Genomic DNA, 19,529 nt, shown 5'->3' with positions numbered 1-19,529 from the left:
GCCAGGAACGCGATGCGGGACCAGCTCCAGCCGGGCAGCGGGCCGGGCATCAGTGCATGTAGAGGCCGCCGTCGACGTTCAGGGTCTGGCCCGTCACGAAGCCGGCGTCCTCGCTGATCAGGTAGGCGGCGGCGGCCGCGACGTCGCGCGGGGTGCCGATCCGGGTGAGCACGCCGTCGGCGGCCATCGCCGCCTTGCGCTCGTCGGACAGCGTGCCGCCCATGATGTCGGTGTCGATCGGGCCCGGGGAGATCGCGTTCGCGGTGACCCCGTGCGGGCCCAGCTCGCGGGCCACCGACCGGACCAGGCCGACGATGCCGGCCTTGGCCGCGGAGTACGGCGTCTTCGAGTAGGTGCCGCCGCCGCGCTGCGCGGACACCGACGAGACCCCGACGATCCGGCCCACCCCGTGCGCGACCATGGACCGGGCGGCCCGCTGGGCGACCCAGTGCGTGCCCTCCAGGTTCACCGACACGACGCGGTGCCACTCGTCGGCGTCGACGTCCAGGTAGGGGACCGGGGAGGCGACACCGGCGAACGCGACCAGCGCGACCAGCTGGGGCAGCTGCTGCTCGAGCGTGTCGACGGCGGCCACCGCGGCCGTGCGGTCCGCCACGTCGGCGCCGACGCCGGCGGCCCGGACGCCGTGGCGCTCGGCGACCTCGGCGGCGGTCTCGGCAGCCGCGGCGCCGTCGACGTCGAGGAGGCCGACGCTCCAGCCGGCCTCGGCCAGGTGGAACGCCGTCGCGCGGCCGATCCCGCGCGGGGACCCGGCCCCGGTCAGGATCGCGGTGCGCTCGGCCGGGAACGGGGTGCTCACGGGGTCTCCTCCTGCTGGATCGGGGGCGGGCCCAGCTCGTCGAGCAGCTGCTGCATCCGCACGTAGGCCCGGTTGCGGTAGGCGACGAGCTCGGGCACCCGCTCGGCGGGCACGTCCAGGAACCCGCCGCCGGACTTGGTGCCCAGCCGGCCGGCGTCGACGTGCTCGGCGAGCGCGCGCGGGGTGGCGAAGCGCTCCGGCCAGCGGTCCTGCAGCGACTCGAAGCAGAACCGGTACACGTCCAGCCCGGCCATGTCGGCGATCGCGAACGGGCCGAAGAACGGCAGCCGGAACCCGAACGTGGTCCGGACGATCGTGTCGACGTCCTCCGCGCTCGCGACGCCCTCGTCGACCAGCTGGGAGGCCTCGGAGAACAACGCGTACTGCAGCCGGTTGAGGACGAAGCCGTCGGCATCGGAGATCCGGGCGGGGTGCTTGCCGGTGGCCCGGACGATCTCCTCGACGCCGGGCAGGATCGCCGGGTCGGTGCCGGCGTGCGCGATCACCTCGACGCCGGGGATGAACGGCGCCGGGTTGGAGAAGTGCACGCCCAGGAACCGCTCCGGGCGCTCGACGGCCTCGGCGATCCGTCCGATCAGGATGGTCGAGGTGTTGGAGCCGATCACCGCGTCCGGCGCGGCGGCCGCGGAGACCCGGCGCAGCACGTCGTGCTTGATGTCGAGCTTCTCCGGAACCGCCTCCTCGACGAAGTCCGCGCCGTCCACGGCGGCCTCGTAGGACGCGGCGGCGGTGACCCGTCCGGCGATCGTGTCCGGGGCGTGCGCGGGGAACAGGTCGTCGGCGGCGAACTGCGTCGCCTCGGTGATCAGCCGCTCGCGGTTGGCCGCGGTGACCTCCGGGTCGACGTCGGCGATCCGGACGTGCGCGCCGGCCAGCGCGAGGACCTGGGCGATCCCGCCGCCCATGTAGCCGCTGCCGATCACCGCGAACGTGCGGCCGGCGAGTGACCCCGTCGATGTCATGCTGTGGTCTCCTTCGACGTCACGGGCGGGGCAGCAGGGTGCGCAGGTAGTCGCGGTTGGTGGCGCAGACGCCGAGCGAGTCGCCGCCGTACTGCTCCATCAGGAACGGGCCGCGGAAGCCGAGCTCGACGGCGTCCCGGACGACCTGGCGGTAGTTGATGAGCCCGAGCTCCAGCGACGTCGGGGTCGAGCTGAACCAGGAGCCGTCGCCCGCCTCGTCGCGGGCGTAGTTCTTCACGTGCCAGTAGTTGGCATACGGCAGCGTCTTGGCGTGCATCTCGCGCCAGTCCTCGATCGGCCGGTGCAGCCGGACCAGGTTGCCGATGTCCGGGTTGAGCCCGACGTTGTCCAGGCCGATCTCCTGGATCAGCTGCACCGCCGAGTCCGCGGTGCCGAGGTAGGTGTCCTCGTACATCTCCAGCGCCATCGGCAGCCCGGAGCCGGCGGCGTGCCGGCCCAGCTCGTGCAGCCGGGCGACGGCGAACGCGCGGGTATCGGCGTCGTCGGGGTCGCGCCAGCCGGGGGCGGTCCAGAACCACAGCGCGCTGCGCTGCGCCTCGGAGAACGGGTGGTGCAGGCCGGTGGAGAACACCCGCATGCCCATCTCGGCGGCCGCGTCGATGGTGCGGTGCGCGTAGTCGAGGTTGCGGTCCTCGTGGCCCGGCTGCAGCACGCTCTGGCGCTGCACGTGCACCGAGATGATCTCGACGCCGTGCTGTTTCGCGACCGCCAGCAGCTCGGCCCGCCGGCTCGGCTCCAGATCGGCCGGGCGGATGTGCGAGTCGGCCAGCTCCAGCTCGGTGAAGCCGAGCGCGGCCACCTCGGCGAACACCGCGTCCCAGCGTTCGGCCGGCGCGTCGTGCAGGGCGACGCCGTCCCGGTCGACCGGCGGGAACCCGTGCATGCACACGGCGATCGGCCAGGTCTCGGCGGTCAGGTCGGGGGTGGGCGGCATGGCTCTCCCTGAGGTACGCGACGGTGCGAGGCTCTTTCAGAGATCCTATAGGATTAGTGGGCGTGGTCAACCGTCCCGGACGTGGAGCTTGTTCTCGTCGCCGAGGCATGACCGGGTGGCCTGCTACCCGCCGGTCTCCTCGCGCAGCGAGCGCTCCCGGACGTTCTGCAGGTGCCGGTGCATCGCCGCGACCGGCGCCTCGACCTCCCCGGTCGCGAACGCCTCCACCACGGCCGCGTGCTCGGCGACGGCCTCCTCGACGTCCGGGACGCCGCGCAGCGCGGTCTGGCGCATCCGGTGCACCTGGGCGCCGAGGGTCTCCGACATCTGCTCCAGGTACCGGTTGCGGCAGTGGTGCAGCACCACGGCGTGGAACGCGGTGTCGGCGGCGAAGTACTCGGTGGTCAACGCCAGATCGGCCCGGCCGGCCCCGAGCGCGGTGACGATCCGCTCGCCGGCCCGGGCGTGCCGACCCTGCGCCTCGCGCAGGTCGTCGAGCAGGTCGGCGCCGGCCGGGGCGGCCATCCGGGTCGCGGTCGTCTCCAGCATCAGCCGCGCGTCGAACAGCTCGGCCAGCTGCTCGGCGCCCAGCGGCGGCGCCACCCGGTAGCCCTTGAGCGCCTCCCGGGTGACCAGGCCGGTGCGTTCCAGCTGCACCATCGCCTCGCGCACCGGGGTGGGGGAGACGGCCAGGTCGCGGGCGATGGTGTCGATGCCCAGCCGGGTGCCGGGTTCCAGCCCGCCGGAGAGCAGGAGCTCCAGGATCCGCTCGTAGACCTCGTCGCGCAGGCCGCGGCGGGCGATGCCGCCGCGCAGGCCGGGGGTCGGGTTCATCGGGCACCCACCACCGCGGCGGCCTCGTCCAGGACGGTCGGCAGCGCCGCGGGATCGTGGGCGAACCGGCCGAGGAACATCCCGTCGATGCTGTCGGCGATCTCCGGGAGCAGGCCGGGACCCGCGCTGCCGCCGTAGATCACCGCCGCGTCCGGCAGGTCGGCGACGTGCGCGTGCAGCGCCGCGCCGACCGCGCGGACGTGCGCGGCCGGCGCGGGCTCGGGGGCGCCGATCGCCCACACCGGTTCGTAGGCCACCACCAGCGGACCCTCCCGGCCCTCGGCGCGGGCCGGGGCGAGCGCGCTGTCCACCTGCGCCCGGACGGCGTCGGCCGCCCGGGCGGGCGACGCGCGCTCGGGCTCGCCGACGCACAGCACCGGGGTGAGCCCGTTGCGCAGTGCGGCGAGGGTCTTGGCGGCGACCACGTCGTCGGTCTCGCCGAAGTGCGCTCGCCGCTCCGCGTGCCCGACCACGGCCATCGTGGCACCGACCTCGGCCAGCACGGCACCGGAGACCTCGCCCGTCCACGGGCCGTCGTCGTGCACGGCGAGGTCCTGGGCGCCGACCGCGATCCCGGCCGGGGCCGCGATGTCCACCGCGGCCGGGATCGTCGGGAACTGCGGCATCGCGAACAGCCGCACCCGCCCGGAGACGACGGCCGGGTGCCTGCGCGCTGTCGCGGCCGCCGCGCGCAGCCAGTCGCAGGTACGGGCGTGCGAGAACCAGGTCTTGAAGCTGATGCCGATCAGCACGACGGTGCCCCCGGTTCCCCCGGACCCGGCCCCCACAGCCGGTCCCCGGCCGTCCGGACGACCAGGGCGAGCGAGACCGCGCCGGGATCGGGCGTGCCGATGCTGCGGTCGCCGTGCGCGCGGGCCCGGCCCAGCCGGGCGGCGAGCTCCCGGGTGCCCTCCGCCGCGTCGTCGGCCGCGTCGGCGGCGGCCGCCCAGGCGGTGGACAGGTCGTCGCCGGCGGAGACCCGCCCGTCCAGCGTCGCGGCGAACGGCACGAGCGCGTCCACCATCGTCTTGTCCCCGACGGCGGCCCCGCCGGCCCGCTCGACGGCCCGCTGCGCGGCGCGGACGGCATCGGCGACGGCTCGCGCGTCCGGTGCGGTCTCGTCGCCGAGGGCCCGGCCGAGCTCGTCGAGCAGGGCGGCCCAGATCGCGCCGGAGGTGCCGCCCGCCCGGTCGCCCCAGGCGTCGGCGGCCCGGACCAGCACCGTCCCGGCGCCCGCGCCGCGCCCGGCGGCGTCGGCCGCGGCGCCCCGGGCGGCACGCGCCCCGCGGTCCATCCCGATGCCGTGGTCCCCGTCGCCGGCGACCCGGTCCAGCCGGCCGAGCTCGTCGGCGTGCGCGTACAGCTCGGTGGCCACCGCGGCGACGGCGGCCGCGACCCGGGCGCCGCAGGCCCGTGACTCCGGGCCCGCGTCGGCGATCGGGTCGCCGGCCGCGGGCTGCGGAGCGGCGGCGACCTGCGGTCCGGTGCCGGGGGAGACCCGGCCGCGCCGGAACGCCGGGGTGTCGCAGGGTGCGGTCCAGAGCCGTTCGAGCTCGCCGTCGTCGGTGTCGAGCCAGAGCAGGGTCAGCGAGGCACCGGCCATGTCGAAGCTGGTGCAGAACTCGCCCACCTCCGGATCGACGACCTCGATCCCGGCCTCGGCGAGCAGCCGGTGCACGGTGCCGTAGACGACGAACAGCTCCTCGTACTTCACCGAGCCGAGCCCGTTGAGGATCGGGACCACCCGGGCGCCGGAGGCCGACAGGCCGTCCGGCACCTCCGCCAGCAGCGACGTGACCAGGAGCTCGGCCAGCCCGGCGGCGCTCGGCACCGCGGTCTCGTCGATCCCCGGCTCGCCGTGGATGCCCAGCCCGACCGCCATCTGCCCGTCGGGCACGGTGAACAGCGGGCCGTCGGCGCCGGGCAGCGTGCAGCCGTCGAAGGCGACGCCGAGCGAGCGCGTCCGGTCGCCCGCCAGCCGGGCGACCCGCTCGACGCCGGCCAGGTCGTATCCGGCCGCGCACGCCGCCCCGGCCACCTTGAACACCGCCAGGTCGCCGGCGATCCCGCGGCGTCGGGCCCGCTCGTGCGGGCCGGCGCTCCACACGTCGTCGGTGACGACGACGGTGCGGCAGTCCACCCCCTCCGCGCGCAGCCGGTCCTGCGCGGCGTCGAAGTTGAGGACGTCACCGGCGTAGTTGCCGTAGGACAGCAGCACCCCCCGCCCCCGGTCGGCGGCCGCGGCGACCGCGTGCACCTGCCGGGCCGAGGGGGAGGCGAAGATGTCGCCCATCGCCGCGCCGTGCGCCAGGCCCGGCCCGACCAGCCCGGCGAAGGCGGGGTAGTGCCCGGAACCGCCGCCGATCACGAGCGACACCGTCGGCTCGGCGTCGGTGGTGCTGCGCACGACACCGCCCGGCACGGCCCGCACCCAGCGGCCCGACGCGGCGGCGAAGCCGGCCACCATCTCGGTGCCGAAGTCGTCGGGCTCGTTGAGCAGGCGGGTCATCGTGGGGTCCCCTCGTCGGCGGGCATCGACCGGCGATCCTATAGGAAGTCGGGATGCTGGTCATCGCTCCGCCGGGCGACCCGCCTTTCACGTCCTTCACACGGCCCGCACGGTGTGATGGCACCGTGAGCACGTCTGCCGCGAGCACGCCCGAGCCGCCTGCTTCCGAGTCGCCTGCCGCCCAGTCGCATGCCTCCGAGCCGACCCCGGCCCGCGACGCCGAACGGCTCGAGCGGGCCGTGCTCGAGGTCAAGCGCGTCATCGTCGGCCAGGACCGGCTCGTCGAGCGGATGCTGGTCGGCCTGCTGGCGAAGGGGCACCTGCTGCTGGAGGGCGTGCCCGGCGTCGCGAAGACCCTCGCCGTCGAGACGTTCGCGACGGTCGTCGGGGGGTCGTTCTCCCGGCTGCAGTTCACCCCGGACCTGGTGCCGGCCGACATCCTCGGCACCCGGATCTACCGCCAGGGCCGCGAGGAGTTCGACATCGAGCTCGGCCCGGTCGTCGCGAACTTCGTACTCGCCGACGAGATCAACCGCGCCCCGGCCAAGGTGCAGTCGGCGATGCTCGAGGTGATGGCCGAGCGCAAGCTCTCGCTCGGCGGCCGCGACCACCCGATGCCGGACCCGTTCCTGGTGCTCGCCACCCAGAACCCGATCGAGAACGAGGGCGTCTACCCGCTGCCCGAGGCCCAGCGGGACCGGTTCCTGTTCAAGCTGCTCATCGAGTACCCGGGCGTCGAGGAGGAGCGGGAGATCATCTACCGGATGGGGTCCGTCCCGCCGGAGCCCACCCAGGTGCTGTCCCCTGACGAGCTGGTCCGGCTGCAGCGCACCGCCGCCGAGGTGTTCGTGCACCACGCCCTGGTCGACTACGTCGTCCGGCTCGTGGTCGCCACCCGGCTGCCGGCCGAGCACGGGCTCGGCGACGTCGCGTCCTGGATCGCCTACGGCGCCTCGCCGCGCGCCTCGCTGGGCATCGTCGCGGCGGCCCGGGCGCTGGCCCTGGTCCGCGGCCGCGACTACGTGCTCCCGCAGGACGTGCTCGAGGTCGCCCCCGACGTGCTGCGGCACCGCCTGGTGCTGTCCTACGACGCCGTCGCCGACCAGGTCCCGGTCGACCACATCGTGTCCCGGGTGCTGCAGACCGTGCCGTTGCCCCAGGTCAGCGCCCGGCCGGGGAGCGGCGCGCCGGCGACGGCGGGTGCGCCAGGGCAGTACCCGGGCACGTCCGGTCCGGCAGGTGGCCCGGCGTGACGGCGCCCGGCCCGGCGGACGGGGCCGGGGCCGGGAGCGCGACCGGTGGGGGCTCCGACGCGTCCCGGCTGGAGGCGGGCCTGCGCAGCCTGGAGCTCACCGTCCGGCGCCGGCTGGACGGGCTGCTGCAGGGCAACCACGTCGGCCTGCTCCCCGGGCCCGGCAGCGAACCGGGGGAGGCCCGGCCGTACCAGCCCGGTGACGACGTCCGCCGGATGGACTGGTCGGTCACCGCCCGCACCACCGCTCCGCACGTCCGGGAGACGGTGGCGGACCGGGAGCTCGAGACCTGGGTGGCGGTGGACGTGTCCCGCAGCCTGGACTTCGGTACCGCCGACACCGACAAGCGGCACCTCGCGCTGGCCGGGCTGACCGCCGTCACCCAGCTGACGGTCGGCGGTGGGAACCGGATCGGCGCCGTCGCCACCAACGGGGCCGAGACGCTGCGGCTGCCCGCCCGCGGCGGCCTGGTGCACGCCCGCGGGCTGGTCCGGCGGGTGGCGACGATGCCGTCCGCTCCCGAGGGGGTGCGCGGGGACCTCGCCGCCGCGCTGGACCAGCTGCGTCGCCCGCCGCGCCGGCGCGGGCTGGTCGCGGTGGTCTCGGACTTCCTGGGCGAGCCGGAGTGGGAGCGGTCGCTGCGCGCGCTGTCCGGACGGCACGACCTGCTGGCGATCGAGGTCGTCGACCCGCGCGAGCTGGAGCTGCCCGACATCGGCACGGTCGTGCTCGCCGACCCGGAGACCGGCCGCCAGCGCGAGGTGGAGACGACGCCGCTGCTGCGCCGCGAGTTCGCCGCCGCCGCTTCCGCGCACCGGGACCGGGTGGCGGCCGCACTGCGCCGCTGCGGGGCGGCGCAGCTGACCTTGCGCACCGACAGCGACTGGGTGGCCGACATCGTGCGGTTCGTGGTCGCACGCAAGCACGCCTGGTCCGGCGGGGGCGCGGGACGGGGGAGGCCGGCATGAAGTTCGCGAGTCCATGGTGGCTGCTCGGCCTGCTCGTGGTCGCCGCGCTGGCCGGCGGGTACGTGTGGCTGCTGCGCCGGCGCCGGCGCGACGTCGTCCGGTTCACCAACCTGGAGCTGCTCGAGACCGTCGTCCCGAAGCGGCCCGGCCGGCGTCGGCACCTGCCGGCGGTCGCGCTGATCGCCGCGCTGGCGGTGCTGACCGTGGCGCTGGCCGGTCCGCAGGCGATGGCCAAGGTCCCGCGGAACCGGGCCACGGTGATGCTGGTGATCGACGTGTCGCTGTCGATGAAGGCCACCGACGTCGCCCCGAGCCGGCTGGCCGCCGCGCAGGCGGCCGCGAAGCAGTTCGCCGACCAGCTGACCCCGGGCGTCAACCTGGGGCTGGTCTCGTTCGCCGGGACGGCCGCGGTGCTGGTCTCGCCGAGCACCGACCGGAACTCGGTCAAGGCGGCCACGGAGGGGCTGCAGCTGGCCGAGTCCACCGCGACCGGTGAGGCGATCTTCACGGCGATGCAGTCGATCGACTCGTTCTCCCGCACGCTCTCCGGCGGGCCGGACGAGACCGGCCGCCCGCCGCCCGCCCGGATCGTGCTGCTCTCCGACGGCACCCAGACAGTGCCCGGCCCGGACGGAGAGAACGAGCCCCGCGGGTCGTTCACCGCCGCGAGCGAGGCGCAGGCGCGCGGCATCCCGGTCTCGACGATCTCGTTCGGTACCGACTACGGCTCGATCGAGCTGGACGGTGGCCGCACCCCGGTCGCGGTGGACGACGCGTCGATGGAGCGGATCGCCCAGCTGTCCGGCGGCCGGTTCTTCACCGCCGCCACCGAGTCCGAGCTGCGTGGCGTCTACTCCGACCTGTCCGAGGAGCTCGGCTACGAGGAACGCGAGGTCGACGCCAGCCGGCCCTGGATGGTCGGCGGGTTCCTGCTGCTGATCGGCGGGCTCGGCGCCGGGATCCTGCTCGGCCGCCGCCTCCCGTGAACGCCGGTGCGTTAGGTTCTCCCGCGTGGGACGCAGCGTGCTCGTGACCGGAGGCAACCGCGGCATCGGACTGGCGATCGCGACGGCGTTCGCCGCCCAGGGTGATCGGGTGGCGGTGACCTACCGCTCCGGGAAGGACGGCGTGGGCGACGACCTGCTGCCGGTGCACTGCGACGTGACCGACGCCGCCTCGGTGGACGCGGCGTTCACCGAGGTCGAGGCCGCGCACGGCCCGGTCGAGGTGATCGTCTCGAACGCCGGGATGAACGACGACGGCCTGCTCATGCGGATGAACGAGGACTCGTTCACCGGCGTCGTCGACGCCAACCTGACCGCGGCCTACCGGGTCGCCAAGCGCGCGTCGCGCGGGATGCTCAAGGCCAAGGCCGGTCGGATGATCTTCATCTCGTCGGTGGTCGGGCTCTCCGGTTCGGCCGGGCAGGTCAACTACGCGGCCTCGAAGTCGGGCCTGGTCGGGTTGGCCCGCTCGGTGGCCCGCGAGCTCGGCAGCCGGGGCATCACGGCGAACGTCGTCGCCCCCGGCTTCGTCGACACCGACATGACGCGCGCGCTCGGTGAGAAGCGCCGCGAGGAGATCCTCGGCACCATCCCGCTGGCCCGCTACGCGGACCCGGACGAGGTCGCCTCGGTCGTCACGTTCCTGGCCTCGCCGGGGGCCGGCTACGTCACCGGGGCGGTCGTCCCGGTGGACGGCGGCCTCGGCATGGGGCACTAGAAGCTTCTGCACGCACCCGCGAAAGGACACCATGGGACTGCTCGACGGCAAGCGACTGCTGATCACCGGCGTGATCACCGATGCCTCGCTCGCCTTCCACGCCGCGAAGATCGCCCAGGAGCAGGGCGCCGAGGTGGTGCTCACCGGGTACGGCCGGATGCGCCTGGTCGAGCGGATCGCGCAGCGGCTGCCCAGGCCCGCCCCGGTCGTCGAGCTGGACGTGCAGGACCAGTCGCAGCTGGACTCGCTCGCCGACCGCGTCCGGCCGCACCTGGGCGACGACCCGCGGCTGGACGGGGTGCTGCACTCGATCGCATTCGCCCCGGGCGGTGCCCTCGGCGAGGGCGCGTTCCTCTCCGCACAGTGGGCGGACGTGTCGACCGCCATCGAGGTCAGCGCCTTCTCGCTGAAGTCGCTGGCGATGGCGTGCAAGCCGCTGATGGGCCCGGGAGCCTCGGTCGTCGGGATGGACTTCGACAACCGGCAGGCCTGGCCGGCCTACGACTGGATGGGCGTGGCGAAGTCGGCGCTGGAGTCGGTCACCCGCTACCTGGCCCGCGACCTGGGCAAGGACGGGATCCGGGTCAACCTGGTCGCGGCCGGTCCGGTGAAGACGATGGCGGCGAAGTCGATCCCCGGGTTCGGCGCGTTCGAGGACGTGTGGGACCAGCGTGCCCCGCTGGGCTGGGACATGGGCGACCCGGTGCCGGTGGCGAAGACCGTCTGCGCGGTGCTGTCGGACTGGCTGCCGGCCACGACCGGCTCGATGGTGATGGCCGACGGCGGTGTCCACGCCGTGGGTGTGTAATCGGGGGGTGCCCGAACAACCGGTGTCCCGACAACCACTGCCCGAACCGTTCGACGCCATCCTGGTGCTGTCCTTCGGCGGCCCCGAGGCGCCCGAGGAGGTCCGTCCCTTCCTGGAGAACGTGACCCGCGGCCGCGGGGTGCCGCCGGAGCGCCTCGATGCCGTCGAGGAGCACTACCAGCACTTCGGCGGCGTCTCGCCGATCAACGACCGGAACCGGGAGCTGGTCGCCGCGATCGCGGCCCGCACCGAGCTGCCGGTGTGGTTCGGCAACCGGAACTGGCACCCGTTCGCCGAGGACGCCGTTCGGGAGATGGCCGAGGCCGGGGTGCGCCGCGCGCTGGTGTTCGCGACCAGCGCCTACGGCGGCTACTCGGCCTGCCGGCAGTACCACGAGGACATCGACCGGGCCCGGGCCGCGGTCGGGGAGTCGGCGCCGGAACTGGTGAAGCTGCGCCACTTCCACGACCACCCGGACTTCGTGCGCGCCAACGCCGACGCGGTCCGCGCGGCGCTGGGCGCGCTGCCCGAGGACCAGCGCGAACACGCCCGGCTGGTGTTCACCGCGCACTCGATCCCGAACTCGGCCGACGCCGCCGCCGGCCTGCCAGAGGAGGGCGGGCACCGTTACTCCCGCCAGGTCGGCGAGGCGGCCACCCTGGTCGCGGCGGAGCTGGGTGTGGACGACTTCGACGTCGTCTGGCAGTCGCGTTCCGGGCCGCCGCAGGTGCCGTGGCTGGAGCCGGACGTGCTCGACCACCTCGACGACGTGGCTGCCAAGGGCGAGCCCGCGGTCGTGGTGGCGCCGGTCGGGTTCGTCTCCGACCACGTCGAGGTGATCTGGGACCTGGACAACGAGGCCGCTGAGCGGGCCGCTGAGCACGGCATGGGCTTCGCCCGTGCGACGACCGCCGGCCCGGACCCGCGGTTCGCCGACATGGTGATCGAGCTCGTCCGGGAGCACACCGACGACGCCCCGGCACGCCGGCTGGGCACCGTGCCCGCAGCCGGGTGCAGCCGCAACGGTGCCCCCTGCGCCGTCGACTGCTGCCTCCCGCAGCGCCGCCCCGCCCGCTCGACCTGAGGGGCCCCGGGGGTGGCCCCTCGGGGTCAGGTTCGGGTGATCCGGGCCAGGTGGGCGGGGACCTCGACGCGGGTGCCGGCGGGCTCCCCGTAGGACTCGGCGAGGTCGGCGGTGACGATGCCGCGGTAGGTCGCGACCCCGATCCCGGCGACCGCCCAGTCCGGCCCGGCGAACGCGTCGGTGATCGCCGACTCCTCGATCACCGGGCCGAACTCGCGGCCGCCGGTGACGGCCAGGGCCAGCACGTGCACCGTGCCGCCGGGCACGACCAGCCCGGCCAGGGCATGCGCGTAGCGGGCCTGGTCGCGGGCGTCGAACAGGTGGAACAGGGCGCTGTCGAGCACGGTGTCGAACACGCCGAGATCGTCGTCCGGGCGTAGCGCATCGGCGACGGCGAACCGGGCCGCGACGCCGAGCGAGTCGGCCCGCGCCCGGGCACGCTCGATCGCGGTGGGGGAGGCGTCGGTACCCAGCACGTCCAGCCCGAGCCGGGTGAGGTGCACGGTGTGCTCGCCGGTCCCGCAGCCCGGCTCGAGGATCCGGCCGGTGAGCTCCCCGCGGTCGGCCAGGGCGACGACGGCGGGCTGTGGCTCGCCGATCACCCAGGGCGGGTCGCCCTCGATGTAGGCGCGGTCGAAGAAGTCGGGCTGCGGTGTGGTCTCCATGCCGACAGCCTGCAACCTCGATCGCGGTTCAGCTCAAGCCGGCGGCGAGCCTACGATTCGGTAACCGTTTCGGGTGAACCTTGCCTCCTGTCCGATTGTCCGCTGAGGTTCCGGTTCATGTCAGCCGTCACATCCGCGGCCGCGGTCTCGACCCCGCCGCCGCTCACCGACGTTCTCGCGCAGGAGTCCTCGCAACCCGGGGTGCTCGGTGCCATCGAGAACGCGATCAACAGCGCCTTCACCCCGATCTCCGACGCGGTCTCGACCTTCGTGTTCGACGTGGGCTTCCCGGTCGCCGGCACCACGTTCCCCTGGATCGTCGCGTGGCTGGTCCTCGCGGCGGTCGTGTTCACCGGCTACTTCGGGTTCGTCCAGGCGCGCAGCTTCGGGCTGGCGCTGAAGATCGTCCGCGGCAAGTACACGCGCAAGGACGAGCAGGGCGAGATCACCCATTTCCAGGCCCTGTCGTCCGCGCTGTCCGGGACGGTCGGGCTCGGCAACATCGCCGGTGTCGGCGTCGCGATGACGATCGGCGGCCCGGGCGCGACGTTCTGGATGGTTCTGGTCGGCCTGTTCAGCATGTGCACCAAGTTCGTCGAGTGCACCCTCGGCGTCCGGTACCGCGAGATCCACGAGGACGGCACCGTCTCCGGCGGGCCGATGCACTACCTGCGCAAGGGCGTCGCCGAGCAGATCCCGAACCGCTTCGGCGCGATCCTGGGCAAGACCCTCGCCGTGCTCGCCGCGATCTTCCTGCTGTGCTTCGGCATCGGCGGCGGCAACATGTTCCAGGCCAACCAGACGTTCGCCCTGCTGCAGGACGTCACCGGCGGCGAGGAGGGTCTGCTCGGCGGCGCCGGCGCGGCCACGATCTTCGGCGTCATCCTCGCGGCCGTGGTCGGCGCCGTGATCTTCGGCGGGATCAAGGTGATCGGCAAGGTCACCAGCCGGCTCGTGCCCGCGATGGGCATCATCTACGTGCTCGGCTGCCTGACCGTCATCGTGGTCAACATCGACCAGGTTCCCGCGGCGATCGGAGCGATCTTCGCGGGTGCCTTCGCCGCCGAGGGCGTCGTCGGCGGGATCGTCGGGGCCATGATCGTCGGGTTCACCCGGGCCGCGTTCTCCAACGAGGCCGGTCTCGGTTCCGCCCCGATCGCGCACTCCGCGGTGCGCACCGACAACCCGGTCACCGAGGGCTACGTCGCGCTGCTCGAGCCGTTCGTCGACACCGTCGTCGTCTGCACCATGACCGCGCTGACAATCATCATCGCCGGCTCGGCGTTCTGGAACGAGGCCCAGGCGACCTACCTGGCGACGGAGGAGGAGCCCGACGGTGTCGTGGTCACCTCGAGCGCGTTCGAGACCGTCGTGCCCTGGTTCCCGTACGTGCTGGTGGTGGCGGTCGCGCTGTTCGCGATCTCCACGATGATCACCTGGGGGTACTACGGGCAGAAGGCCTGGACGTACCTGTTCGGCAAGAGCCTGATGGCCGAACGGATCTACCAGGCCGTGTTCTGCTTCTTCATCGTCGTCGGCTCGGTGCTGACGCTGAGCAGCGTGCTGAACTTCGCCGACGCGGTGCTGTTCCTGCTGGCGCTGTTCAACATCCTCGGCCTCTACATCCTGGCACCGGTGGTCAAGCAGGAGATGCGGGCGTTCCGGCGCAAGATGGACAGCGGCGAGGTGAAGGAAGTGGACCGGGAGGAGCCGGAAGGCAAGGTCGGGAGCGGCCACTGACCGGCACGTCGAGCAGGATGACGGCGGTCACCGGCGGCGGGGACCGCCGTCGTCCTGATGGTCGCGGTCCTCGCCCCCGTCGGCGGAGCCGGTGACCAGCCCGGTCACCAGGTCCGCCGCGCTGGCGTCGCGGTTGCGCAACGAGCGGTCGTAGTGCCGGGTGGTGGCGATCGAGGCGTGCCCGACATCGACCTGCACGTGCTGGATCGGGGCGCCGGCCTCCAGCGCCAGGGTGACGTAGGCGTGCCGCAACGCGTGCGGGTGCACCCGGTCGGCGACCTCGGCCAGCTCCGGCCCGGCCTGCGTGGCGATCCGGCGCAGCAGCACGTACAGGTCGTGCCGCGAGCAGCGCCCGCCGGCCCGGGTGACGAGCATCGGGGAGGGGCGTGCGCCGGCTCGGCGGGCGGGAGCGGTGTCGCCGTACTCCCGGTCGCGCAGCAGCAGGTAGCCGGTGAGGGCGTCGACGCAGGCGTCGCCGGGAAAGACCTCGCGCACCGTGCCGCCCTTGCCGCGCACCCGCAGCACCCGCTCGCCGCCGGTGACCACCAGGTCGTCCCGGTCCAGGCCGGTGACCTCGGAGATCCGCAGCCCGAGCGTGAGCAGCGCGACCATGGCGACGGCGCGGCGGGCGTAGAGCTCGCGGTGCCGGGTCGGGTTGGGCAGCCGGGAGGCGGCCGCCCACAGCGCGCGCACCTGGGCGGCGGTGAGCCGGATCGTCGGCGACGGGTCACGTGCGGTGCCGGCCAGGCCGAGCCGTCCGCGGTGCACCGAGGCCGGGTTGCCGGCGACGACGCCGGTCTCGACCAGGTGCGCGTAGAACGCCGAGACCGTCGACAGCATCCGGGCCCGGGTGCGCTTGCCGGCCCCACCGGCGTCGAGTGCGTGCAGCCAGGCGGTGACGTGCGTGCCGGTGACCACTCGCGGGTCGAGCTCGCGGGCCGCGCACCAGCGGAGGAACGCGAGGTGGTGCAGCCGGCCGCGGCGGGCCGGCGGCGGCCGGTTCCCGGAGATCGTCGGGTCCGGGCCGCCGGCCGCCGAGCCGGGGGCGCCGGTGACGGCGTCGGCCCACTCCGGCGGCAGGCCCAGGGCATAGGCGTAGGTGCGCCGGGTCTGCGCCCGGCCGTACCCGGCGAGCCAGCGCGCGACCAGCGCCCGCAACGCGTCCGGGTCGGCGACGCCCGGCCAGTCCACACCGGACTCGTCGGGCACGGGGAGCGCGGGGGTCGCCGGGCGGGGGAGCGCGGCCAGCACGGTGCGGGCCGCTCCCGCACGGTCGGCGCGGTCGGAGGTCATCGGCACCGATCGTGCCTCAGCCCGCCGTGCCGACCGGTGACGGCGCGCCGGTCCCGGTCGTCGTGCCACTACGCTCGTCGTGGTGATCGTGCTGCGGAGCGCTTCCCGCCGGTTGTCGGAGGTGACGGGGTGGACCTGCTGATCGCGCGCAATCCCGATCCGGACAGCTCGCTGCCGTACCTGCTGCGGGTCCCGCTCGACGAGGGCGTCCTGGTCTTCCGCACCAAGGGGACCTGGCCGCGGACCGGCGCGTTGTACTGCCATCCCGTCCCGGAGGACGAGTGGCCGACCGGTCCGGAGATCGTCGAGCGGGTCGCGCTGCGGTCCTGCCGGCGGCGGGGCGCGGCCATCGACGTGATCGCCGACCGTGGCCGCGAGCAGCGTTCACAGATCGTGTTCACCCGGGCCCGCGGGCGCGAGACGGTGTTCTGGCAGTCCCCGCGGACCCGCAAGCAGGCCCGCCCGAACGTCCGGACCCCGACCGCCCGGGCCGCCGGCGTCACCGAGCTGGAGATCGTCGTCGACGCCCACGAGCGCTACCCCTACACGTTCTCCGGGCAGCAGGTGACCACCCGGCGGCAGGGCCTGCGCTGCGGGGACTACGCGATCACCGACCCGCAGGACGGGCGGGTCGTCGCCGCGGTCGAGCGCAAGTCGCTGGCGGACCTGGTGAACAGCCTGCAGGCCGGGCGGCTGCGGTACGCCGTCGCCGAGCTCGCGGCGCTGCCCCGGGCCGCGGTGGTCGTCGAGGACCGCTTCTCGCAGCTGTTCGCGCTCGAGCACGCCCGCCCCGCGGCCGTGGCCGACGACCTGGCGGCGCTGCAGATCGCCTACCCGGCGGTGCCGCTGGTGTTCTGCGAGACCCGCAAGCTCGCCCAGGAGTGGACCTACCGCTACCTGGCCGCCGCCCACCAGTGGGCGGGTACCGACAGCGCGGCCCGGGACCGGGCCGGCCTGTCCGCGCCGGACGACATGAGGGCACCCGGCGCGGCCGTCCCGACCGGTTCCGGCGCGGCCGATACCGGCGGCGAGCCGGCCGCGACCGGCGAGACGCCGGAGGCCTCGTCCGCGCAGATCCGGGAATGGGCCCGCGCCCGGGGCCTGGAGGTGTCGGATCGCGGACGGTTGCGGGCCGACGTCCTGCGGGCATGGAGACGAGCGCACTCCGGTTGACGCGGCCGCGCCCGGCGCTACGTCCGACGGGTCACGGCTCCAGCACGATCTTCCCGACGTGCTCGCCGCGCAGGAACTCCGCCTGCGCCGCGTCCAGCTCGGCGAGCGGGTACCGGGCGGCGATCCGGGGCCGGACGGCGCCGGAGCGCGCGTCGGCCAGCAGCCGGTCGAAGTGCGCCGGGGTGTGCATCGACGACCCGATCAGCGACACGTTGTGCAGGTAGAGCCGGCGCAGGTCGAGCGCCACGACCGGCCCGGCCACCGCACCGGCGATCACCCAGCGGCCGCCGTCGCGGATCGACGGCAACAGTGCGGGGAGCAGGTCGCCGCCGGCGACGTCGGCGACGGCGTCGATGCCGTACGGCGCGGCCGCGGCCACGGCCGTCGTCACGGCACGGGGCCCGTCCCCGCGGTCGACGACGTGCTCCGCGCCGGCGTCCCGGACCGCGCCCGCCTTCGCCGCGGACGTCACCGTGACGACGTGCGCGCCGCGCGCAGCGGCGAGCTGCACCAGAGCGAGACCGACCCCGCCGGACGCCCCGGTGACCAGCACGGTCTCCCCGGGCCCGATCGCCGCGCGCTCCAGCATCCCCATGGCGGTGCCGTACGCGACCGGCAGCGCGGCCAGCTCCCCGTCGGTCAGCGGTGCGCCCCCGACGTCTTGCACCCGGCGGGCGTCGACGAGGACGTGCCCGCTGAACGTGCCGTCGGCCTCGCTGCCGAGCAGACCGACCGGGGTCGCGTCGGTGCCGTCGCCGTCGTAGAGCGCGGGATCGACCAGCACCCGTCGCCCGGCCAGGCCGGAGTCCACTCCGGACCCCACCTGTTCGACGACGCCGGCGGCGTCGCCACCCTGGATCCGCGGGAACGCGATCGGTCCGCGCCAGCCTGCCCGGGCGTCCGGCGCGCCGGGCAGGCCGTAGGCGCCGGTGCGGGTCCAGACGTCGGTGTTGTTGAGCGCGGCCGCGGTCACCCGAACCAGCACCTCACCGGGACCGGGTTCCGGGATCGGGACCTCGCGTCGCTGCAGCATCTCCGGCCCGCCGTGCCCGGTGAGCGTCCACGCCTGTGTCGTCCCTGCCATGTCGTCCTCCTCGGAAGAACTTCACTGATCTGTGAAGTTTCGTGGTCGTGCATACTACACAGACCTGTGAACTTCGGTGAAGGAGGGCCTGTGCCCCGGACGCTGACACCCGGCGCCCGTCGGATCCTCGACGTGGCCGCCGACCTGTTCTACGAGCGCGGGATCCACGCGGTCGGGGTCGATCTGATCGCGGCCGAGTCCGGCGTCACCAAGCGCACGCTCTATGACCGCTTCGGGTCGAAGGACGCGCTGGTCGCGGCCTACCTGGAGGAACGCGACGAACGCTGGCGGGGCTCCGTGCGGGCCCGGCTGGCCGAGCTCGACGACGCGGCGCGGCGGGTGCTGGCGCCGTTCGACGTGCTGGTGCCGTGGGTCGCCGGGAACGCCCGGGGCTGCGCGTTCGTGAACGCGTTCGCCGAGCTCCCAGACGCCGGGCACCCGGCCCGCGAGGTGATCGCGGCCGAGAAGCGGTGGCTGCGGGAGCTGTTCCGGGACGAGCTGGCCGCCGCCGGTGCGGCCGACCCGGACGGCGTCGCGCTGGTCCTGCTGCTGCTGCACGACGGCGCGCTGGCCACGACCGGCGCCGCCGGGATGCCCGAGGCCACCGCGGCCGCGCACCGGGCCGCCGAGGAGGCCCGCGACCGGGCACTCGCCGGCTGACGGCGCGTCCCGGTGTTCAGGCCAGGCAGGTGAGCGGGCGTCCGCCGTTGTACTCGACCATCTCCGACAGCGCGGTCATGACGTCGACCGGCGCGCCCCGCTCGGCCCCGTCGAGCTCGGCGTAGGCCCGGTGCAGGTTGCCGACGATCCGCTCGGCGTCCGGCCAGTCGGCGAACGGGCCGAGATCGGTGTCCCGGGCGGCGTCCAGCGGCCGGACGCCGGCATCCCGGGCCCGCTCGGCCAGGTCGAGGACGAACCGCAGGTAGTCCAGGGTGTCGCGGACCGGGCCGTCGCCGTGGAAGACCGGGCCGTGCCCGGGGACGGTGGTCTCGGCGCCGAGCGGGAGCAGCACCCGTTCCAGGACGTCGATCGCCCCGGTCACCGACCCCATCAACAGGAACGGCGTGCCGCCGTTGAACACCAGGTCGCCGCAGAACAGCACCGACCGGTCCGGGACGTGGACCAGCACGTCGTTCGTGGTGTGCGCGGGCGTCCCGACGTGGACGACGTCGGCCCGCAGGTCGCCGAGGTGCAGCGCGATCCGCCCGGTGAAGGTCAGGAACGGCGGCTCCAGCGGCAGCGAGCCCCAGTCCGGGTGGTCCCAGAACGGCAGCTCGCGCGGCGGTCCGAACGCGATCATCTCCTCGCGGGCGCGTTCGTGGGCGACGATCGCCGCGCCGCCGAACAACGCGTTGCCCCAGGTGTGATCGCCGTGATGGTGGGTGTTGACGACGGTCCGGACCGGGCGTTCGGTGACGTCCGCGATCGCCGTGGCGAAGGCGCGGGTGCGGCGTTCGGTGGAGCACGAGTCGATCGCGACGACGCCCTGCGGGCCGACGGCGAATCCGGTGTTGTTGATCCACCAGGTCCCGTCCGGCTGGACGTAGGCGAAGATGCCGTCCGAGACCTCCTCGGTCCGGGGCCGGCCGGGGACGGTGATGTCGTGCGGGTGCGCGCTCATGCCCGCCGATTCTGGCG

19 protein-coding genes are annotated in these 19,529 nt (G+C 74.4%); 9 read left to right on the top strand and 10 right to left on the bottom strand.

Annotation, left to right across the window (positions count from 1 at the left end; all coding sequences use genetic code 11):
* Window positions 1–49: 49 nt before the first annotated feature.
* From ACLFMI_RS17385 to ACLFMI_RS17360, 6 genes are all read right to left on the bottom strand, one after another.
* The gene (locus tag ACLFMI_RS17385; protein ID WP_410948926.1) at window positions 50–820 is read right to left on the bottom strand and encodes an SDR family NAD(P)-dependent oxidoreductase; all 771 of its coding nucleotides are present in this window, start codon (window positions 818–820) and stop codon (window positions 50–52) included.
* Window positions 817–1,803 (bottom strand): 3-hydroxyacyl-CoA dehydrogenase family protein, encoded by a 987-nt coding sequence (locus tag ACLFMI_RS17380; RefSeq protein ID WP_410948925.1) that lies wholly within the window; start codon window positions 1,801–1,803, stop codon window positions 817–819. Before ACLFMI_RS17380 ends, ACLFMI_RS17385 begins: the two co-directional genes overlap by 4 nt.
* Before the next feature lie 19 nt (window positions 1,804–1,822).
* Complete coding sequence (locus ACLFMI_RS17375) at window positions 1,823–2,758, bottom strand: sugar phosphate isomerase/epimerase family protein (RefSeq protein WP_410948924.1); 936 nt, start codon at window positions 2,756–2,758, stop codon at window positions 1,823–1,825.
* Window positions 2,759–2,881: 123 nt separating this feature from the next.
* Entirely contained in the window at window positions 2,882–3,592 is a 711-nt protein-coding gene (locus ACLFMI_RS17370; RefSeq protein ID WP_410948923.1) for a GntR family transcriptional regulator, read from the bottom strand.
* Entirely contained in the window at window positions 3,589–4,344 is a 756-nt protein-coding gene (locus ACLFMI_RS17365) for a triose-phosphate isomerase family protein (RefSeq protein ID WP_410948922.1), read from the bottom strand. The genes ACLFMI_RS17370 and ACLFMI_RS17365 overlap by 4 nt, the downstream gene beginning before the upstream one ends.
* Window positions 4,338–6,101 carry a dihydroxyacetone kinase family protein gene (locus ACLFMI_RS17360; RefSeq protein ID WP_410948921.1) on the bottom strand — a complete coding sequence of 588 codons (1,764 nt, stop codon included), beginning with the start codon at window positions 6,099–6,101 and terminating at the stop codon, window positions 4,338–4,340. The genes ACLFMI_RS17365 and ACLFMI_RS17360 overlap by 7 nt, the downstream gene beginning before the upstream one ends.
* Window positions 6,102–6,226: 125 nt before the next feature.
* Between ACLFMI_RS17360 and ACLFMI_RS17355 the strand changes: the two genes are divergently transcribed.
* From ACLFMI_RS17355 to ACLFMI_RS17330, 6 genes are all read left to right on the top strand, one after another.
* Entirely contained in the window at window positions 6,227–7,354 is a 1,128-nt protein-coding gene (locus ACLFMI_RS17355) for an AAA family ATPase (RefSeq protein WP_410948920.1), read from the top strand.
* A 68-nt stretch (window positions 7,355–7,422) separates the two neighbouring features.
* The gene (locus ACLFMI_RS17350) at window positions 7,423–8,322 is read left to right on the top strand and encodes a DUF58 domain-containing protein (protein WP_410948978.1); all 900 of its coding nucleotides are present in this window, start codon (window positions 7,423–7,425) and stop codon (window positions 8,320–8,322) included.
* Window positions 8,319–9,308 (top strand): VWA domain-containing protein, encoded by a 990-nt coding sequence (locus ACLFMI_RS17345; RefSeq protein WP_410948919.1) that lies wholly within the window; start codon window positions 8,319–8,321, stop codon window positions 9,306–9,308. Before ACLFMI_RS17350 ends, ACLFMI_RS17345 begins: the two co-directional genes overlap by 4 nt.
* A gap of 25 nt (window positions 9,309–9,333) precedes the next feature.
* Window positions 9,334–10,044: a 3-oxoacyl-ACP reductase FabG gene (fabG, locus tag ACLFMI_RS17340; RefSeq protein WP_410948918.1), complete on the top strand. Its 711-nt coding sequence runs from the start codon at window positions 9,334–9,336 to the stop codon at window positions 10,042–10,044.
* Between the two features lie 31 nt (window positions 10,045–10,075).
* Window positions 10,076–10,852 (top strand): enoyl-ACP reductase FabI, encoded by a 777-nt coding sequence (fabI, locus tag ACLFMI_RS17335; RefSeq protein ID WP_410948917.1) that lies wholly within the window; start codon window positions 10,076–10,078, stop codon window positions 10,850–10,852.
* A 22-nt stretch (window positions 10,853–10,874) separates the two neighbouring features.
* The gene (locus ACLFMI_RS17330) at window positions 10,875–11,936 is read left to right on the top strand and encodes a ferrochelatase (protein ID WP_410948916.1); all 1,062 of its coding nucleotides are present in this window, start codon (window positions 10,875–10,877) and stop codon (window positions 11,934–11,936) included.
* 26 nt (window positions 11,937–11,962) lie between these two features.
* On the opposite strand, the gene ACLFMI_RS17325 is transcribed toward ACLFMI_RS17330, so the two are convergent.
* On the bottom strand, window positions 11,963–12,601 hold the full coding sequence (locus ACLFMI_RS17325; protein WP_410948915.1) for a class I SAM-dependent methyltransferase: 639 nt from the start codon (window positions 12,599–12,601) through the stop codon (window positions 11,963–11,965).
* Between the two features lie 117 nt (window positions 12,602–12,718).
* Here ACLFMI_RS17325 and ACLFMI_RS17320 point away from each other — a divergent pair, with 117 nt between their 5' ends.
* Complete coding sequence (locus tag ACLFMI_RS17320; RefSeq protein ID WP_410948914.1) at window positions 12,719–14,341, top strand: alanine/glycine:cation symporter family protein; 1,623 nt, start codon at window positions 12,719–12,721, stop codon at window positions 14,339–14,341.
* Window positions 14,342–14,368: 27 nt separating this feature from the next.
* Here the strand turns inward: ACLFMI_RS17320 and ACLFMI_RS17315 are convergent, their stop codons facing one another.
* On the bottom strand, window positions 14,369–15,634 hold the full coding sequence (locus ACLFMI_RS17315) for a tyrosine-type recombinase/integrase (protein WP_410948913.1): 1,266 nt from the start codon (window positions 15,632–15,634) through the stop codon (window positions 14,369–14,371).
* 129 nt (window positions 15,635–15,763) lie between these two features.
* Between ACLFMI_RS17315 and ACLFMI_RS17310 the strand changes: the two genes are divergently transcribed.
* A complete protein-coding gene (locus tag ACLFMI_RS17310) occupies window positions 15,764–16,807 on the top strand; it encodes an ERCC4 domain-containing protein (RefSeq protein ID WP_410948912.1) in 1,044 nt (347 codons plus the stop codon).
* Window positions 16,808–16,838: 31 nt separating this feature from the next.
* On the opposite strand, the gene ACLFMI_RS17305 is transcribed toward ACLFMI_RS17310, so the two are convergent.
* Window positions 16,839–17,891: a zinc-binding dehydrogenase gene (locus ACLFMI_RS17305; protein ID WP_410948911.1), complete on the bottom strand. Its 1,053-nt coding sequence runs from the start codon at window positions 17,889–17,891 to the stop codon at window positions 16,839–16,841.
* Between the two features lie 90 nt (window positions 17,892–17,981).
* Here ACLFMI_RS17305 and ACLFMI_RS17300 point away from each other — a divergent pair, with 90 nt between their 5' ends.
* Window positions 17,982–18,551 (top strand): TetR/AcrR family transcriptional regulator, encoded by a 570-nt coding sequence (locus ACLFMI_RS17300; protein WP_410948910.1) that lies wholly within the window; start codon window positions 17,982–17,984, stop codon window positions 18,549–18,551.
* 16 nt (window positions 18,552–18,567) lie between these two features.
* Here the strand turns inward: ACLFMI_RS17300 and ACLFMI_RS17295 are convergent, their stop codons facing one another.
* Window positions 18,568–19,512 carry an MBL fold metallo-hydrolase gene (locus ACLFMI_RS17295; RefSeq protein ID WP_410948909.1) on the bottom strand — a complete coding sequence of 315 codons (945 nt, stop codon included), beginning with the start codon at window positions 19,510–19,512 and terminating at the stop codon, window positions 18,568–18,570.
* Window positions 19,513–19,529 lie beyond the last annotated feature (17 nt).

Origin of the sequence: Pseudonocardia nantongensis, assembly GCF_046546495.1 — a bacterium.
Lineage (GTDB): Bacteria > Actinomycetota > Actinomycetes > Mycobacteriales > Pseudonocardiaceae > Pseudonocardia > Pseudonocardia nantongensis.
This window is presented reverse-complemented; position numbering and strand designations above follow the sequence as displayed.

Bases quoted from the DNA above. Each gene is read 5' to 3' on its own strand.
- ACLFMI_RS17360 (WP_410948921.1), bottom strand. From the start codon at position 6,101: ATGACCCGCCTGCTCAACGAGCCCGACGACTTCGGCACCGAGATGGTG.
- ACLFMI_RS17380 (WP_410948925.1), bottom strand. From the start codon at position 1,803: ATGACATCGACGGGGTCACTCGCCGGCCGCACGTTCGCGGTGATCGGC.
- ACLFMI_RS17315 (WP_410948913.1), bottom strand. From the start codon at position 15,634: ATGACCTCCGACCGCGCCGACCGTGCGGGAGCGGCCCGCACCGTGCTG.
- ACLFMI_RS17320 (WP_410948914.1), top strand. From the start codon at position 12,719: ATGTCAGCCGTCACATCCGCGGCCGCGGTCTCGACCCCGCCGCCGCTC.
- ACLFMI_RS17325 (WP_410948915.1), bottom strand. From the start codon at position 12,601: ATGGAGACCACACCGCAGCCCGACTTCTTCGACCGCGCCTACATCGAG.
- ACLFMI_RS17370 (WP_410948923.1), bottom strand. From the start codon at position 3,592: ATGAACCCGACCCCCGGCCTGCGCGGCGGCATCGCCCGCCGCGGCCTG.
- ACLFMI_RS17305 (WP_410948911.1), bottom strand. From the start codon at position 17,891: ATGGCAGGGACGACACAGGCGTGGACGCTCACCGGGCACGGCGGGCCG.
- ACLFMI_RS17345 (WP_410948919.1), top strand. From the start codon at position 8,319: ATGAAGTTCGCGAGTCCATGGTGGCTGCTCGGCCTGCTCGTGGTCGCC.
- ACLFMI_RS17375 (WP_410948924.1), bottom strand. From the start codon at position 2,758: ATGCCGCCCACCCCCGACCTGACCGCCGAGACCTGGCCGATCGCCGTG.
- ACLFMI_RS17295 (WP_410948909.1), bottom strand. From the start codon at position 19,512: ATGAGCGCGCACCCGCACGACATCACCGTCCCCGGCCGGCCCCGGACC.
- fabI (WP_410948917.1), top strand. From the start codon at position 10,076: ATGGGACTGCTCGACGGCAAGCGACTGCTGATCACCGGCGTGATCACC.